At 60.3% G+C, this 16,562-nt stretch carries 15 protein-coding genes; 7 read left to right on the top strand and 8 right to left on the bottom strand.

Annotated features, from left to right (window positions below; genetic code table 11):
• The first annotated feature begins 318 nt into the window (after positions 1–318).
• The 3 genes from GTP90_RS00495 to GTP90_RS00485 are packed head-to-tail and all read left to right on the top strand — an operon-like array spanning position 319 to position 2,248.
• Positions 319–1,092 carry a hypothetical protein gene (locus tag GTP90_RS00495; RefSeq protein WP_161081606.1) on the top strand — a complete coding sequence of 258 codons (774 nt, stop codon included), beginning with the start codon at positions 319–321 and terminating at the stop codon, positions 1,090–1,092.
• A 3-nt stretch (positions 1,093–1,095) separates the two neighbouring features.
• Entirely contained in the window at positions 1,096–1,251 is a 156-nt protein-coding gene (locus tag GTP90_RS00490) for a hypothetical protein (RefSeq protein ID WP_161081605.1), read from the top strand.
• 22 nt (positions 1,252–1,273) lie between these two features.
• On the top strand, positions 1,274–2,248 hold the full coding sequence (locus GTP90_RS00485; protein ID WP_161081604.1) for a TAXI family TRAP transporter solute-binding subunit: 975 nt from the start codon (positions 1,274–1,276) through the stop codon (positions 2,246–2,248).
• Between the two features lie 94 nt (positions 2,249–2,342).
• On the opposite strand, the gene GTP90_RS00480 is transcribed toward GTP90_RS00485, so the two are convergent.
• From GTP90_RS00480 to GTP90_RS00470, 3 genes are all read right to left on the bottom strand, one after another.
• Positions 2,343–3,065 carry a hypothetical protein gene (locus GTP90_RS00480; RefSeq protein ID WP_161081603.1) on the bottom strand — a complete coding sequence of 241 codons (723 nt, stop codon included), beginning with the start codon at positions 3,063–3,065 and terminating at the stop codon, positions 2,343–2,345.
• On the bottom strand, positions 3,062–4,117 hold the full coding sequence (locus tag GTP90_RS00475; RefSeq protein WP_161081602.1) for a tyrosine-type recombinase/integrase: 1,056 nt from the start codon (positions 4,115–4,117) through the stop codon (positions 3,062–3,064). Before GTP90_RS00475 ends, GTP90_RS00480 begins: the two co-directional genes overlap by 4 nt.
• A gap of 372 nt (positions 4,118–4,489) precedes the next feature.
• Positions 4,490–5,485, bottom strand: a complete 996-nt coding sequence (locus GTP90_RS00470) for a viperin family antiviral radical SAM protein (RefSeq protein WP_217431918.1) — start codon at positions 5,483–5,485, stop codon at positions 4,490–4,492.
• 191 nt (positions 5,486–5,676) lie between these two features.
• Between GTP90_RS00470 and GTP90_RS00465 the strand changes: the two genes are divergently transcribed.
• Positions 5,677–8,187: an ankyrin repeat domain-containing protein gene (locus GTP90_RS00465; RefSeq protein ID WP_161081601.1), complete on the top strand. Its 2,511-nt coding sequence runs from the start codon at positions 5,677–5,679 to the stop codon at positions 8,185–8,187.
• A gap of 886 nt (positions 8,188–9,073) precedes the next feature.
• Here the strand turns inward: GTP90_RS00465 and GTP90_RS00460 are convergent.
• Positions 9,074–10,150 (bottom strand): DNA-binding protein, encoded by a 1,077-nt coding sequence (locus GTP90_RS00460; protein WP_161081600.1) that lies wholly within the window; start codon positions 10,148–10,150, stop codon positions 9,074–9,076.
• Between the two features lie 204 nt (positions 10,151–10,354).
• Between GTP90_RS00460 and GTP90_RS00455 the strand changes: the two genes are divergently transcribed.
• From GTP90_RS00455 to GTP90_RS00445, 3 genes are read left to right on the top strand one after another with little or no spacing between them, the layout of a single operon-like run.
• Positions 10,355–11,323, top strand: a complete 969-nt coding sequence (locus tag GTP90_RS00455; protein WP_161081599.1) for a DUF4238 domain-containing protein — start codon at positions 10,355–10,357, stop codon at positions 11,321–11,323.
• A gap of 5 nt (positions 11,324–11,328) precedes the next feature.
• Positions 11,329–12,264, top strand: a complete 936-nt coding sequence (locus GTP90_RS36750; RefSeq protein WP_161081598.1) for a site-specific integrase — start codon at positions 11,329–11,331, stop codon at positions 12,262–12,264.
• Positions 12,261–13,544: an MFS transporter gene (locus tag GTP90_RS00445; protein WP_161081597.1), complete on the top strand. Its 1,284-nt coding sequence runs from the start codon at positions 12,261–12,263 to the stop codon at positions 13,542–13,544. Before GTP90_RS36750 ends, GTP90_RS00445 begins: the two co-directional genes overlap by 4 nt.
• On the opposite strand, the gene GTP90_RS00440 is transcribed toward GTP90_RS00445, so the two are convergent.
• The 4 genes from GTP90_RS00440 to GTP90_RS00425 all read right to left on the bottom strand — a co-directional run bounded on the left by GTP90_RS00440 (position 13,531) and on the right by GTP90_RS00425 (position 16,549).
• Positions 13,531–13,962, bottom strand: coding sequence for an EamA family transporter (locus GTP90_RS00440; RefSeq protein ID WP_161081596.1), 432 nt, complete (start codon positions 13,960–13,962; stop codon positions 13,531–13,533). The two genes, GTP90_RS00445 and GTP90_RS00440, sit on opposite strands and share 14 nt — an antisense overlap.
• 82 nt (positions 13,963–14,044) lie before the next feature.
• Positions 14,045–15,868: an alkaline phosphatase family protein gene (locus tag GTP90_RS00435; RefSeq protein ID WP_161081595.1), complete on the bottom strand. Its 1,824-nt coding sequence runs from the start codon at positions 15,866–15,868 to the stop codon at positions 14,045–14,047.
• Positions 15,869–15,931: 63 nt separating this feature from the next.
• Positions 15,932–16,168, bottom strand: coding sequence for a hypothetical protein (locus GTP90_RS00430; protein WP_161081594.1), 237 nt, complete (start codon positions 16,166–16,168; stop codon positions 15,932–15,934).
• Between the two features lie 12 nt (positions 16,169–16,180).
• On the bottom strand, positions 16,181–16,549 hold the full coding sequence (locus GTP90_RS00425; protein ID WP_161081593.1) for a DUF190 domain-containing protein: 369 nt from the start codon (positions 16,547–16,549) through the stop codon (positions 16,181–16,183).
• Positions 16,550–16,562: the final 13 nt, after the last annotated feature.

The raw sequence follows: 16,562 nt of genomic DNA, 5'->3' as shown, positions 1-16,562 counted from the left end.
GGCTGCGTTGAACATGGGGTAGTCATTCCATAGTCTGCAGGCTCTTGTGTTGGATTGGGGGCGATCACGGCTGTCCGTAAAAAATGCCGTGAGATGACCAAAATGGCCACTTCACATGGCGCCAGCGGCCGGAGCTGCATGTTACTGTCGTTTTAACATCTTTCCAATGCGAAATGTCAGTGATTTGGATGTTGGCGGAAACGGTATTGAACGTCGTCACTTACTCGATCGGCTGGTGAGGCTTATCGCCGGCGGCCGCAAGCATTTAATGAGCTGCATCAATTTGGTCCAATTAACCTCTAGGAAGTGGAGTTGAGAATGGAGAAAACTGCTGTTTCCCAAGTCGGTGCAAACCGGATACTGGGTTTGCGAGTGGCGGCCGGTGTAGGGGTGGTGGCCGTGTTGGCACTCCTCAAAACGGTCGTGCTCGGTGCCTTAGCCTCGGGATTGGGCTTGCTTGCGTTGGGCGGGATTGGTTGCCTATTCGTCGGCGCGTTTCAGGCCCTGCCGCTGTTGGGGCAAAAACTCGAGAATCGGCTGCTCGCTGCGCGCAAGAGCGAAGCGCGCGCCAATCCGATTGAGCAGTTGCAGAACTATCGATTGTCTAAGGCGAAGTATCTCGCTGCGTTCAAGGAGGCTGTCGGCGCCATCGGTGCTCAAGTGCAAAGCATGAGTGAGATGATCGACGACCGTAAAAAGGCCAAGCCAGACTACGACGCGAGCCAGCAGGAGCGTGCAGTTCAGCAGATGCGAGCGGCGCATCAAGCCCTGGTCGTGAAATACAAAAAAGGCGAAGAGGCGTTGCGGCAGCTCGATGAGGTCATCGACGACCAGAAATTCAAATTCAAGTTTGGCCAAGCTGGCCAGGCGGCGATCAAGTCACTCAATTCAACGTCTGGCGAAGATGTGCTCAACGAGATGCTCGCCGGCGAAGCCTTCGACAGTGTGCGTGACAACTTCAACCGCGTCTTTGCGGATCTGGAGCTGGAAGGCGCCAAGCTCAATTCCGCTGAGAAGCTGTCGTTCAACGATGGTATGACCATTGACCTGATGAACGTCCGCCTGCCGGCGGCCGAGAAAGTAGGGGGGTAATCCATGTTCTGGAAATGCATCCGCTGGGGGGGCACGGCGCTCGTCGTTATTCTGCTGGTGGCGTTCGCCGTGGCAGGTGGGAATACCACTGACGACAACGCTTCCAAGGCTATGCAACAGCCGACTTCTCAACCGGCAAACAAAAACTTCAACCTGTAATCGTCCAACCAAAGGAAACATCATGAAAATCAAGTTCGCTCTGTCCGCAGTACTGGTGCTGGCCATGTCGCTGGCGAACGCAGCCAAGGTCGACGGCGGCCCATCGGCTGGTTGCGAAGGTCTGAAGGTCGCCACTGGCAAGGCTGGCAAGGGCTATTCGAAGCTGTATGCAGATCTGGTGAAGGCTACCGGCGGCCAACTGAAGCTGTGCGAGGTAAACAGCGAGGGTGGTCTGGACAATCTGGACATCCTGAGCACCAAGAAGGCCGACGTCGGCTTCGTGTCGGTCGACACGCTGAAGAAAATGGCGGAAGGCGATCCTAACATCGCGGCGCTGCAGGTTGTCGCGACCCTCAACAGCAACTTCCTGCACATCGTCGTGGCCGCCAACGGCATCGATTTCCAAGGCCCGAAAAAATGGGGCGTGATGAAGGGCGACGTTACGCATGTCCAGATTTCCAAGCTGTCCGACCTGCATGACAAATCGGTCGCGCTGGTGGGCTCGGCCCAGCTGATGGTGCGTCAAATCGACAAGCTGCTGAACTTGAAGATGCAGTACATCGACGTGCCGACGGACGAGGAGGCCTTCAAGAAGGTCAAGTCCGGTGAGGTAATGGCGGCGTTCACCGTTGCAGGTTGGCCAGCCGGCCCCATCACGAAGCTGACGCAAAGCCAAGGCCTGACCCTGGTTGGGTTCGACATGCCCATCGGCAGCCCCTATGCCATCCGCCAAGTCAGTTACAAAAACGTCGGGATTTACAATACCAACCTGGTCGCTGTGCAGAACGTTCTGGTGACGCGCGCCTTCACTGGCGCCAAGATCGGCGAGGTCGGCGAGTTGAAGAAGGCGATTCAGAAGTCCCTGCCTGATCTGAAAGACGGCGACTACGAGCCGGGCTGGAACGAGATCTCGTCGCTGGACGCCAAGGTCGACTGGCCAAGCTTCTTTGGCACCGCTGTCGCATCCAACGCAGGCGCCAACACCAAGAAAAAGTAAGCAGTGTCGGGGGCTGCATCGTTGATGAACTTGCGGCCCCCGGTCACGGATTTGTAGCGGATAGGATGTCTAGTTTTTCTTCAGATCGGATCAATCAAGCGTGGGTGGCGGCTTTATGCATGCCGGCCACCTTGCGCAGCTGACCCTTGATCATCCCCACATCGAGGTGCGGGGAATTACGTTGTAGTTGCTGGTATCCCAGCGAAATAAAGCGCATGGACTGCGCACCGTCGACAGGGACGTTGATAGCGGGCTTGGCCGCCTGCACGACCTTGACCAGGTAACTCCCTTTGTCACGTTGGTTCTTGAAACTGATGACCTTGTCGTGCTTGTAGCCATGGCCCTTGAGGTCCAATTCCTCAAGCTCGTCTTCGAAAAGCGCGAGCATGAGCAGTGTTTCATCTGGTGTGAGCTGGACTGTGATTTTTTGGTCCCACGCCACCACTCGCCTTCCATTGCAAAGCGTCGCCGGCGCGCCTTCGATTTGTATCGTGTGCATACCCTGCGTTTTCGTTTTCGCCTCGGACACGCACAGGGCCCCTGTTTTGCAGTGGATGGGGAAGGAATAATACGGTGGCGCCGCCAACTCTGGCTTGACTGCTGACGTCGCCTGGGGGACGGCTGCAGGCACTTCTAGCACCGCCGTGATTAGGCGTGAGAGATCCTCGGCCCTCTGGCTATAGCCTGCTTCGACGTCGAGTAGCATGTGTTGGAAGTTCTTCCCGTACTGGCTACCAGCGATGCGGCGCAGCTGCTCGGCGGACAGGGTTGGCAGGCCAGCACCGCTTAAGATGGCTGTTATGTGCGAGAGCTTCAAGTGCCGGTCTCCTTGGCGTTGGTCGCCCTTTGCTTGTAGCGCAGTGTTGAGCGCTCCAGCGCCAGTCCTAGGCGCTTCGTCAGTTCGGTAACAGGCGTTCCTTTGTCCAGCTCGTCCCGGGCATAGGTGTTGCGCAGCGTGCGCCCGCCTGTGCGGGTCGCGTTGATACCCGCGCGCTTGAACGTCTGGTTCACCTGTCGGTACACCGTCGACGGATCGAGCTTGCTGCCATTGAGCTTGCCGGGGAAAAGCAGATCCCCCGGGATTTGCAGGCCAGTGCGTTCCATCAGCCACGAGAACACCTCGTCCGCTGCAAACCCGGGCAGCAGCGCCTCATGCTTGTAGCTCGTTTCATGCTTGTCCACCGGCGTGATTTTCAGCTTGTAGAATCCTTCGGTGTTGGGTGTGCGGTCGAGCTCCTGGATGTGGATCCCGACCACTTCGGCAGGTTTGACCCCGCCAGTTAGCATCACCAGTTGCATCGCGCGGTCGCGGCGCCGCTTCCATCCGGCGGGGAGCCCATTGGGCAATTGCCGCAGTGGCGCGTCAGGCAGTGCCTTGATAAAGCGCTCCTGTTCTTCCTGTGTCAAGGCAACCATGCCCGCATCACGTTTCACCTGCTGATTTCGCCAGATGATGCCGCCAGCCACGCTGGCCGGACTGGGACTGATCTTCAGGTAGGTGTAGCAACGGTCCAGCAGTCGCAAGTAGCGATATTCAATGCTGCTGTTGATGGTCGGTTCGTCGCCCTGCCGCGCCGTGACGAAGGTGATGATGTCCTCCGGCGTCAAGGTCGACATGCGCTTGTCGTGTTTGGTCATCCAGCGCACGAATTTTCCGAACATGGCTTTGTAGACGGTAACGGTGTCTTCGCCTGGCAGGCCTGTAACGGTGTCTTCGCTTGGCGGGTCCGCTGTAACGGCGTCTTCGCCTGGCGGGCGCGCGTTCTCTTGCTTCGGGCGCTTCGATGTTGCGGCGAACTCCTTGCTTACGACGAACTGCTCAAATTGTTTGGTGGGCTGTTTATCCCAGAGTTCATGTAGTGCGTTCATGCCTACGTCGCCATGTTGGTGATCGAGCCCACCGACCGTGCGCCGGCCGGCGGGAGCCCTTGGAATAGACCTGGAAGGGGGTACGCGGGAGGTTGCGATACCGGCTGCGCGGTTGTCGTCGCAGTCTGCGGAAGTATAAATGAATGTGTGAAGGCTTGACCTCGTGCTGATGATGTTTGGGGGTATGCCCTGTCATCTGCCTTGGGTGAAAGGCGCGCACCGTTTGCGCCGATTTTCCATCGGCCTAACGGTGATGACTTGAGCGTGCTCGACGACACGCGGGCGGGTAGGGTGGGCCACGACAACGGCTTGCTGGCGCGCCAGCGCGCGTGGCCAGCGCCGCAACTACGGTTGGATCGGGAGCGGTGGAGTTCATGCTGGGGCCGCAACCATCAGGTTGAACGGGGCACTGATAGCGCCGGGCGAGGGGACAGGTGCCGCTCCGGCCGGCGCCACGTATCGGAAGAGGAATTTGGGTGCGGAAAAGCGCATGCCGGCGAATGCCGCCAGCGCCCCGGCTTCCAGGATCGGCTGGCTATAGCGGTACCCCCTGGCGCCGGCGCCGGCCGCGTTCTGGAAAAACCGTCCCATTGGGTCGACCATCAAATAGGACTCCGTCATGTCTTGGTTGTCTTCCACGTGACGAATGGATGCGAGATGCGCATGCCGTATCACGAAGTCGTTGAATGCTTGTTGGGACACCGCCAGACTGTCATCGACCACAGGCAGCATGCGCAGCACCTTCCACTTTTCCGGCCGCAAGCGCTCTATCACGCTGGTCATGTCGTCCCACTGGTTGACCTGGTTGACGACGGTGTTGACCTTCACCCTCAACCGGGGATTGCTGCGCCGGCCTTGGTCCACCGCGGCGGCGAGGCCGGCAAGGTCGAGTTGGCGGCCACGGCGGTCGCTTCTCCCAATTTCCTCGTTGTTGCGCGCGCTCGGCGAATCGATGCTCAGGCCCAGCATGCTGATGGAGGTGGCCATCGAGGCCATGATTGCGGAATCCAGCTTGCTGCCATTGGTGATCAAGGAGACATCGAAGCCGATGTCGCGGGCGACGGGCAGCATCTCAAGTACTCGCCTGGTATAGAGCAACGGCTCGCCACCGGCAAGGTTCAAGCGCACGGAGCCCCAATCCATATGCTGGCGCAACGGGTTGCCCTTGTTGTCAGGATGAAAGAACTCGTAGAGGCGCTTGAGCAGTTCCTTCGTGCGCCCCGCATCATGGACGAGTTCCCGTTGGCGATCCGGCTTCTCCCATTTGGCATAGCAGTAGTGGCAACCGTAGTTGCAGGCTTCGGTGATGTGCCAATTGATGACCAGCTGGCCTGCCGGCGTGGAGGTGAATGGTGGGACTATGATCACGACATGCTCCTGGATAAAAAAGAAGCTGTATCGTGTGTCCTATATTGCCAAGACGAAAAGAAAGTTCGAGCCCCCCCCTCTCGACGCCTGTTGCCGGACACATGGGAGGGGGGGAGGCAGCGAAGTTTCAGTGACGGCTGGCCCAGACGGCGCGATGATGGCGCTCCAATACAAAATTTCCACATATCCACATGGCCACGATCCCAACATTTGAAGAGTTGTTGCTTGAAGTACACCAGAGCTTGGGTTTGAAATTTGAGCAAAAAGACAAGAACAAGCTGTCCAGGCTCGAGAAACCGCTCGCGGACCACCTCGAGCGCGTCGATGCCCTGCTGGGCGAGATATTTACCGCGCTCGGGCTCGAGGGGATGGCGCGTTTCAAGGCCATGGACGACGTCCTCGAGTGGTCAGCTTTTGACAAGTCGGTCGAGCTCGACACCTGGACCTACGTCGCCGATCGGCGCCAGATACTGTGGCACTTGTTTGGCCACTCCTACGCGCCCGCCCTGGGCCGCAGGCTGGCGTTCTGGACATTGCATGAGCGGCTCGACACGGGAATGCCCGGCGGCCGTTTCTGGTTCCTTCCCGGCGCGCGCGAGGACGCGGGCGCGCGCCGGCTGATCATGCCGGTCGCCCAGGTGGTCGATTGGTTACGCGACCTGCTCGGCGCGCCGATGGAGCAGGCGAGGGTGGGACTGGGCGGCAAGGCGGCGCAAGAGCGTCAGCAACGGATAGACGACGCCAGGAAGGATATCGACGTCTATGCATCGATGGCGCGCGAGCTCGACAACTGGCGCCAAGGGCGGCTGCCACATGCTTCAACGATTGAGAAGTACTTCCCGGACGATGCGAAGCTGGAGTTCAAGGGGACGCTGCGGCCAACCCCCGACTTGCCGCTGCCTGAACGGCTGCAGGGGGCCATCAATTTCGTGAAAGCGAAGGGGCTAGATGCCGAAGCGTTGCGCGACGAGATTCCGATCACCGAAGTTGGACGGCTGGAAGCTATCCTCGCCTACCAGGCATCGGACGCCGACGCCCAGCGTTTTGTCGAGCTGACCGAAGAGCGTTGGTCGGCGCCATCGATGGCGACCATAAGGCGCCGGCTGATAATTGCGCGCATGGTCCAGGATGGATATCGCCGGCTTGGGCGCTTTCTGCTGGGCGAAGATTTCGACGAACACTGTGCCGACCCGGTGCGCAACAAGGTTCTGCAGCTCGTTGAGCTGTTCAAGGTTGGCTATAACCTGACGATCCAGGCGGCCAAGGAAAGCGATGATCCACAAGAACAGGACGTCTGGTTCGATAGCCGGCTCACACCCTGGGACAAGGAAGGGATATTTCTGGCGATAGCGCCATCCCGGCGTGAAACCGGTGCACGGGAGTTGTCCGAGTTGCTCTCACGCGCGTTCGCAGCGATGCATCCCGGCGGCCCGCTCGATGACCTGGTCGGGCACGACGAGGCGTCCGCCAAGTGCATCGCTGAACGCGAATTGCGTCGCATTATCGCTTGCGAGAAGGAGAGGGAGGCGGTCCAGTCGTGTATCGCTTCGCTGGCATGGGGTTCACCGTTCCGGAAGTTGCAACAACAAACAGAGTACTGGGTGGTATATCAAGTCGCGCCGTCGCCAGAGCTGCCGGTGCGCATCAGGGAGATGGCGTGCGTTCGTGCGCGCGAGCTGGCGCGAACGCCGAGCGAGGCGCTGGGCGCGATCGTCCTACATCTGCACGCCCTGTTTCATTGCGACCGGGCGGACCGGCCCAAGGAAATGCGGCAGCAGGTCGAGCAACTGCTCGCGCTGGCCGAGTCCAATCCGGCGTATGGGGAATGGGGCGCCGTGCTGTTGAATTACAAGGCCAAGCATCATCTGGCGATCAACGAGTTCGAGGCCGCGCGCGAGTCGTTCAATGCTGCACTCCAAGCGTGCCACGCGCGCAGTTATGGCCCGGTCCGAGGCGAGATCGCTCGGGACGCCTTCGCCCTCCTGGTTGAGCGCCCGCCCGTCGGCTTCAGCCTGGGCAACTACGAGGGCTACATGCGCAACATGCTCGCATTCGGCGCACTTTCGCTGGATGACGAACGGAAACTGCCCACGCTAGAGGACACGGCATGCGTGGTGTCCGAGTACTTCTGGGAGAACCAGTACGCACCATACCCAGGCGAACCCGTCGAAGAGCCTTTGGCGCGCAAGCACACCGAGGCGATCATAGGCACCGATACCATGGAGATCATCCTGAGGGCGGACTGGGATGGCCTGGACGCATGGATGGGGCGCAACGCGGATCTGCGCGACAAGCGGCTACGCCACGTGCGGGGCGAAACCGTGCTCATGACCTGGTTGGGTGGACTCTACCAGTGTCGCACGACAAAGCATCTTCACCCGCAGATTGGGCCGATCGAGGAAGTCGCGCCCATTGCTAATGCGTTGGAGCGCAACCTGCGCGAAGCCGCGCTGCGCGTGGTCAAGAAATGGCCGAAGTTGATCAACCTTGCCGACTTCAAAAAGCAGACGCCCTTGCTGCTCGCCGCGCGCAATGGCGACGCCGCCATGGTGGCTGTGCTTCTCGAGGCGGGAGCGGACGCCGAATGGCTGGACGTGCGGGGGAACTCGGCAATGGATCTTGCGCTCGCCTCCGGCATTTCGCTCTGTGTCGATGCGCTAAGCTACTGGAAGCGCGGGATCATCCAGGAGTTCTCCAAATAGGCCCGGCCTCTACGTCTGCCCTTGCCGATGTGCTGGTGCGCATCGCGCAAGTGCCGGCGCAGCCGCACATTATCGACAGCAACGACAGCCGGACAGGGGCGACGTCCACGTGTTGACTTCAAGGCCTTCCCACGGCATGATGTGTTCACCATAACGTAGCCAGCGCGGCTCCAAGCGCATAGTTGTCCAACCAAATTCTCGCCCGTTTTGTTTGTCCACGCCCGCGTCTGAACGACGGCAGAGGCGCCCGGTCGAGCGCAGGCACATTGTGTAAATTGGTCGGTTTACACAATTTACTTGTTACCCATTTCACCTGATTTTCTGTGCGTGACGCACGCCGATGCATTGTGTATCGGGCCTTCGTTCCGGAGGCGAAAACTTAGCGCCCGCACTGCCTGGCGCATGTCGTAAGAGCGCAATGTTTGTTGCGATCCCAATAGCAAGGTTCCAACCTTAGTTCATTTGGCGTGTCCCGCAGTAGCAGGCTACCTGCTCACAGTGTTGGACGGGCCGTCTTCGTCTTTTTTGTTCCCACTTTGACCAGTTGGTCAATTCAACCCATCCGCACTTCACAAGCCAATCTGGTCTTGTGCGCGGTTTCTATTTATTCAAGGAGGAATTATGCACGCACACAATCTGTCCGACGATCACTTGCTCAATGGCAGGGCCTTGCTGCGCTTTGTTCTGGCGGCCGCGTCATCTATCGGAGGTCTGGTCTATCGTGGCGGAGGGTCGGCCGGGATTACGGTTTTTTTCGCAGAAACGTAGGTAAACTAATGATTTTAATGGAAAAAATGCTGTTAAAGCTTTTCGCTCAGTGAAGTAAAAGTGCCAATAGCTTCACCTCTGTCATAGCCAAGCTCCCTTGGGCCGGGCCTCTTGGCCACTATGAACCCTGTCCGGCCTTGCTTGCCGAAGTTGCACCTTCGCCCCGCTCTTTCGCCTGATCGGCGTTGCCATGGCTATCCAGCAGGCGCCGCAATTCAGCAGCCAGTCCCAGCTGCCCATCCGCTGTCGCCCGAGCGGACGCCAAGGCGAGTTCTAATTCGCGCACTTTGCCGGCCAACTCCTTCGCGTGCGAATCGGCCGCCTGCAGCTGATTGGTCAGGTGCTCGATCCGTGCGTCGCTATCGGCAGACTTTTCCTGTGCCCCTTGGAGTTTCTGCTCTAGTGCCGGGATTTTCTCTAGCTTCGCCTCATGCTCACGAGCGAGCCTCTGGGCTTCGTACAGCGCCTGCTTGGCGTGAGACAGATCCGCCACCAGCTTGACGCCTTCCTGGTTCAATTTGGTTACGTCTTCCTGCTTGGCTGCCGCCACCTGATGCGCCTGGCGCAGTTCGGCCTGCAGCTGCTGGATCTGGTGTTCGTGCCGGCGCTGCTCTTGCTCGCGCTGTTCCTTTGCGGCTTGGCGATAATGCTCCAGCGCCAGTCTGGCATGCTCATGTTTGTCCTCGAGGGAGGCCCGATGAGCCTCGTTTTCGGCAAGACGCTCCTTCAGATCGGATACTTGCTGTTCGGCAGTGTGACGCGCGATCGCTTCATTCTGCTGGACCAGGCGGGTTGCCGCGTGGGCTGCGGCTTCCGCTTGAACGGCCGCTTCCAGCTGCTTTGCATGATCTTTGGCGGCGCCAAGCTCCAATTTTAGCTGCGCTTCAACGGCGGCAAGACTATTTTCCCTGTCGGCGTAGCCTGCCGCGATGCCGGCCACCCGCGCGTCGGCTTCTTCCTCAAGGCGAGCAGCCAGGCGCTCGACCAGATCCAGAAGCGCATCGCTGACTGTGCTCTTGCGCGTCCCGTCACCTTCTTCCTCGTCCAGCTCTTTGAGGTACTTGTGAATGGTGGTCTTCGATCCCGTATTCCCCAGCGCCACGCGGACGGCGTCGACGGATGGATACAGGGACTGGGCTATCAGGCTGTCACGGGCCTTCTTTACATCCGATTTATACAGTCCAGCTCTGGCCATGAAAATCTCCGCGAAATTTCATAAGGGCTTACGTAATACATAATTACATACCATTTTAGATCGTAATTCTTGCGAATTCCAATCAAATTTTAAAGCGTGATAATGTCAGATTATCACGTATGATGCCCAAAAACTGCGTAAAATGAACGGGATCCCATCTGTAATTAGTAATGGGCCAGACAAAATTGACCGGACGAGGCGATCATGGCGTCGCAAGCGCGCAATCATCACTGGATACCGCAGTGCTACCTGAAGGGGTTCGCGAAGAGCCGCAGCAAGAATGCCCAGCTGTTTGTCGTCGATGCGATCACCCGCGCATCGTTTGTGACCAGCCCCCGCAACGTGGCGTCTGCCCGCGACTTCAACAGGGTCGAGGCGGAAGGCGTGAACGCAAATGACATCGAGTCCCGCTATGCCGATTTCGAGGGCCACGCCGCGCGGGCGCTGTTGCACATGGACGAAAGCAGGCAGTTCGGCGACCAGGAGGACCACAATCTAATCCTCAATCTGATCGCCCTGCTGTCCGTGCGCAATCCACGGATGCGGGAAAGCTCGCGCCGTTTTCAGGAACAGGTCATCAAACAGATCATGAGCCTGACCGTGGCGAACAAGGAGCGCTACGAGCGCAGTCTCGCCGGCGCCGTCCTTGCCGGTGAGGTGCAGCCGGATCCTGACGTGACATACGAATCGATGCGCGAATTTGTCGAGGGCGAGCAATACACCATCGAGGTACCAACCACCCGGCATGTGGAGACGGAACTTCAGCTTGTCGACACCGTCCTGCCGCTACTTGGCGGACGGTCATGGATATTGCTGCGCGCGGCCAGCGGCAGCGGCGGATTCGTCACCTCCGACCATCCTGTGGCGTTGTACTGGACCGAGGCGTGCGATCGCGGTCCGTTCTACTCGCCTGGCTTTGGCCTCAAGGGCACGGAGGTGCTGTTCCCTATATCGCACGAGCTCGCGATGGTCGGCACATTCGATGGCCCGCACGGCACCCATGACTCCACACCCGAGCAAGTGGCGCTGGCCAACGGCGTCATTATCCGGCATGGCCACCGTCAGATCTATGCGCGGGATGACCGCTTCCGGTATGCATTTGCGCCGGGGGAGATACGCAAAGGGGCCGACCTGCTGCGGGATTTGCCCAACCCTAGCGAGCGCGGAAGGTGAGACCCGTGACTGACATTGACACCTACATCGAAGCTGCTACGCGCGACAACACGCGCCGCAGCTACCAAACCGCAGTGCGCCATTTTGAGGTCGAATGGGGTGGCTTTCTGCCGGCGACCGCTGACAGCGTCGCCCGCTATCTGGCGCACTACGCGGAGTCCTTGGCCGTAAATACCCTGCAGCAGCGGCTGGCAGCGCTGGCGCGATGGCATATCGATCAGGGTTTTCCGGACCCGACCAAGTCCCCCGTCGTACGTCAGGTCCTGAAAGGGATCCGGACGCTGCATCCGGCGCAGGAAAAGCGCGCACGGCCACTGCAGCTGGAACAAATCCGTCACCTGGTCGCCTGGCTGGATGCCGCCATTGCCGCCGCCGTAGCCGTCTCTGATCGCGCGGCGCAGCTTCGCCACCAGCGTGACAAGGCCCTGTTATTGTTGGGGTTCTGGCGGGGCTTCCGGGGCGACGAGCTGACGCAACTGCGCGTCGAGCATGTCGATGCCGTTGCCGGGCAAGGCATGTCGTGTTTTTTGCCGTTGACCAAGGGCGACCGCCAGGCCAGGGGCACCAGGTTCCGGGCGCCGGCGCTGGCCAGCCTGTGCCCGGTGGAGGCATACCTGTCGTGGATTGCCGTGGCACACTTGTCGGAGGGGCCCGTATTTCGCGGCATCGACCGCTGGGGCCGCATCAGCGAGACTGGTTTGCACATTAATAGCCTGGTGCCGCTGCTGCGCGCCATGTTCGATGCCGCCGGCATACCACTGGCCTTCCAGTACAGCGCCCATTCGCTCAGACGCGGCTTCGCTAATTGGGCAACCTCCAACGGCTGGGATTTGAAGACGCTGATGGAGTATGTGGGTTGGCGCGATGTGCAGTCAGCCATGCGGTATGTCGAGGCCGCTGATCCGTTTGCTCGATTGGCCATCAAGGAGGCACCACAGTGAGCACCAAAAACGAATCGCCCATCGCCGCCGCAGAACCGCAAAAGCCGCAAGGCTGGCTCAACCGCACCGTGGTCGGCGCGGGTCTCACCAGCGCGCTGGGGGATTTCTGTTACGAGACGACCACCGTGATCCTGCCCGGCTTCCTCGCCGTGCTGGGCATCCCCGCCGCCGCGCTTGGCGTCATTGAAGGCGTCGCGGACGCGGTGGCCAGCTTCACCAAAATGATTTCCGGCTACATCGCCGACAAGCTGGGGCGGCGCAAGCTGCTGGTCTTGATCGGCTACGCCCTCACGCCGGCAGGCCAGGTCCTGATCGCGATGGCAGCCGGCTGGCCGCTGCTGTTGCTCGGCCGCCTGGTGTCCTGGTTCGGCAAGGGCTTGCGCGGCCCGCTACGCGACGCCATCGTGATCCAGGCGGTCTCGGCGGAAACGCGTGGGCGCGCGTTTGGCTTCCACCGGGCGACCGATACGATCGGCGCAGTGGCCGGGCCACTGCTGGGCGTGGCATTGCTGGGCCTGGCCCAGGACTGGCCGTGGCCCGATGCCGCAGGCCCGTTCCGATTCGTGCTGTGGCTGTCGGTCATTCCTGGCGTGCTCGCGGTGCTGTCCTTCCTGATGTTGGTGCAAGACCCGCAGCACTCGCCCAACCCGGCCCTCAAGTTCTTCCGTTCGTTGCGTGGATTGCCATCCCGCTTCAAGCGCTATCTGGGCGCTGTCGGCCTGTTTGGCATCGGCGACTTTTCCCACAGCTTGTTGATTCTGGCGGCGACCTCCTTGCTGACAGAATCGCTGGGCGTCGTGCACGCAGCGCAAGTTGCCGGGCTGCTGTATGTCTGGCGCAATGTCGTGCAGGTCGCTGCATCGTACCCGATCGGCGCATTGGCCGACCGTGTCGGCCACATGTCCGTGCTCGTTACGGGCTACGTGCTGGGCGCGCTGACCGCGATCCTCACCGCGCTGGCCTTCTGGTTCGGCATTCACAGCATCATGCTCTTGGGCGTCATCTTCTTCATCGCCGGACTGTACGTGGCGGTCCAGGAAGCGCTGGAACCCACCGTGACCGCCGAGATGGTGCAATCCGATACGTTGGCAACCAGCTACGGGGCACTCGGCACGGTGAACGGCGCCGCCAAGTTCATCTCCAGCGCGGCCGTGGGTGTCATATGGAGCACGGTTTCGCCGGTGCTGAGTTTTGGTCTCGCGGCAGGCGTGATGCTGGCCGGGACACTGGTTCTGCTGAGCGTACGGAACGCCCACGAATCCGCGTTCAAAACGCGATGATGACGACCGATCCCGCGACAATGAGCGCGCCACCCAACGCGACCGGCCACGTCAAGGTTTCGCCGACAAACACCACACCTAAGACGATGGCCAGCGCCACGCTCAGTTTGTCGATCGGGGCGACCTTGGAGACCGGCCCCAGCTGAAGAGCGCGATAGTAGCAAAGCCACGACAAGCCGGTCGCCACACCGGACAAGACCAGATACAGCCAACTTGCGGCACCGATGGCGGCCGGTCTCTGCCACTCGCCGCGCAGCGTGATGATCCCGGCGGTGACAGCCAAAATCACCACGGTGCGGATCAAGGTGGCGAGGTTGGAATTGATGCCGGCGACCCCCAACTTGCCAAACAGCGCCGTCAGCGCGGCGAAGAAGGCGGATGCCAACGCGAACCAGATCCAATTGGAATTGACGTTCATGGAGACTCCTTGCGTTCGTGGTCATGAGGCTGGGCGCAAGCAAGGCTTCCCCCCGCTTGCGCCCAGCCGGCACTGAGCTCGTTTAATCGTCGAGGCCGAGCGTACGCCCCTTGAACCCTGCGGCATCAAAATAGCGCGTCTGGCCCACGGACTGATAGCGCAGCATGGTGCGCAGACCGTTTTTCGCCGGCCGAGACACGATCGTCCGCGTCTGCACTTTAGGCAGTTCGTTGCCCGGCATGGCTTCGGTCAGCACACGGCCCACCAATTTTCCCTGATCAGGAATGTCGAGCTTCAGCACGGCGGCGATCGTTTTGCCCACATCCGCGTTGCTGACCGGGGCTGTGTCGCGGAAGCCCTGTTTAAAGTCCGGTCCAAACGCCGCTGTGAAATTGAACGTGTCCGATCGACTGAAACTGCCGTGCATCCCCTGGCCTTGTTGCAGCGTGCTGTCCGCCACTTCGGCTCCGCAGGTGTAGGGCATATCGCATCCGGTCGAATGCGACTTGAAGTTGACCACCATCGCCGGCATAGGCGTGACGGCCGATCCCTCCAGGTTGATGTCCTGCAGCGTCAGCGTTCCCGCGAACTTGCCGAAATGGGTGTCGACAAAGATGCCGCTGACATAGTCCTGCGACAGCAGGAAGTTGACGACGCGCTGGGCCAGCGCGCGGCGGGCTTGCTTACTCAATTTCGCCGGCAGATAGATCAAGTCCGAGCCGCCATTGCCCGCCACGACGATCTGCGGGTGCTCAGGGTCGTCGCCCAGCAGGCCATTGGCGAATTTCGGATGCGCCTCCGGCATGACCGGCGCGTTTTTCTGATCGGGGTCCCACAATTTCATGTTCAGGCCATGCGCGATATCCTTGGCCAGGAATCCGGGCGGCAAGAAGCCTTCCGGCACGTCGGCGTAGCGGACCTTGGCGGCCGGGCTGCTGGCGCTCTGCTTGGAGATCGTGGAAAAACCGTGATCGGCAGAGACGATGATGTCCGTGGTCTCATCGAGGCCCAGCGCCGTCAGCGCTTGCCGGATCTGCTGCAAATTGTTGTCCGCGTTCTTGATGCCCGCCAGCGCTGTTGGACCGTTGATGCCCGGAGTCAGCTGGTTCAAGCTATCGCCCTGGTTGTGCTGGCTTCCATCGGGGTCCCTGGACCAGAAAATCGCCACAAACGGCTTGTCGTCCTGCTTGAATTTCTTCAAAACCACTTTGGTGAACAGGTCCGCGAACCACTGCTGCTGCGCGAGGTTGGCCGACAGCGTGCCAGGCGTCGTCGCGTTCCCGGAGCTGCCGTTCGGCCCACGGGATGGCGCCGCCAAAGGAAGCCCTTCCGCAGTCAGATCGTTCTTGAGCCAATCGGCCAGCGGTATGCCCGCCGCGCTGCCGGTCGAATCGTCGACGACCACGCTTTTCTGTCCGCTGCGATCGGTGTGATCGAAGATCAATGCCGGCCCCAGTTTGCCGATCACGGCCGTGTTGAAGCCGCTGCGTTGCGCCGCCTTGAGCAAGGTGTCCTGGTTCAGGTAGTCGCCAGCGAAGTGTTCGTCGACGTCGCCCAGCACCGCGTCGTTCTCCAGGAACGGCGTCACCGAGCCCCCCACGACTTGGACGGGATAGCCCGTATAGATGGTGTTGCTGAAGTCTCCCGTGTCGCCGAGGTAGTGACCGGTGGCCAGCGCAGATGCGTTGGCGGTGGTGAACGTCGGGAAGATGGAGTGGCTGTTGGTGAAGGCCACGCCCGCGTCCCGCAAACTGGCCATGGCCGGCGCCGTATCCGGCCGCACCATCTGGGATCGCATGCCGTCAGGAACGAACAGGATCAGATTGTGTGGCTTGTCGGCGGCATAGGCCGATGCCAGCTGGCCGAGGCTTAACAGGGTTGCGGAAACCAGAATTCGATAATTCATGCAATGCGCTCCAAGGTGGTGGTGGTGGTGGTTAAAAAATTCAACAGGGAATTCTGCGGGCGGCTAGGTCCGGTGCCGCTGGAATTGCATCCAAAAAGAGCATCGGCGTCCCAACGCGATGATCAAGCCGGTCCAGGTCAGCAAGGTCAGCACAAGCAGCCCTATGACGATGTTCGAGTTGGGTGCGCCATGTGCCCGCAACGCGGCCCATGCAGCGAAAATCAGCAGATTGATCGCGGTGAGGCCGAGTAATTTCCGGTTCAGCGTGCGGCGCCGCCGCGCAAGCTGGGTACTGTCCATCTGCATATCCTTTCAATGACGTTGGCGCGGGTGATGTGGGGCGTTCAAGGGCAATTCGCATTTGAACAGGACGACGTGGACCTTGTGCATCTCGTGGGCGTGTTCGCGCAAGAAGCTGCGCAATTTATCCTCCGTATCGATGAGCTCCAGGCATTGCGGATGCCGCATTGAGCTGCCCTCCGGCAGGTGATGGCTGAGCCGTTCTCCCGGCAGGTAGCCAGCGCTGACATGGTGCAGGATGGCCTGCCGGATTCCGCTACGGCGGGCGAAGGACAACAGGTGGTGGGCAAGATTGGGGGCGCTAAAGCGATGCCAGAAGCGCGTGGCCTTCGCTTTCGCGGACAACGGAAAATACAGACGGAGTGCGGTTAGATCTTGCATGGGCGGTCAAATC

This window comes from Duganella vulcania (assembly GCF_009857655.1).
GTDB lineage: Bacteria > Pseudomonadota > Gammaproteobacteria > Burkholderiales > Burkholderiaceae_D > Rugamonas > Rugamonas vulcania.
This window is presented reverse-complemented; position numbering and strand designations above follow the sequence as displayed.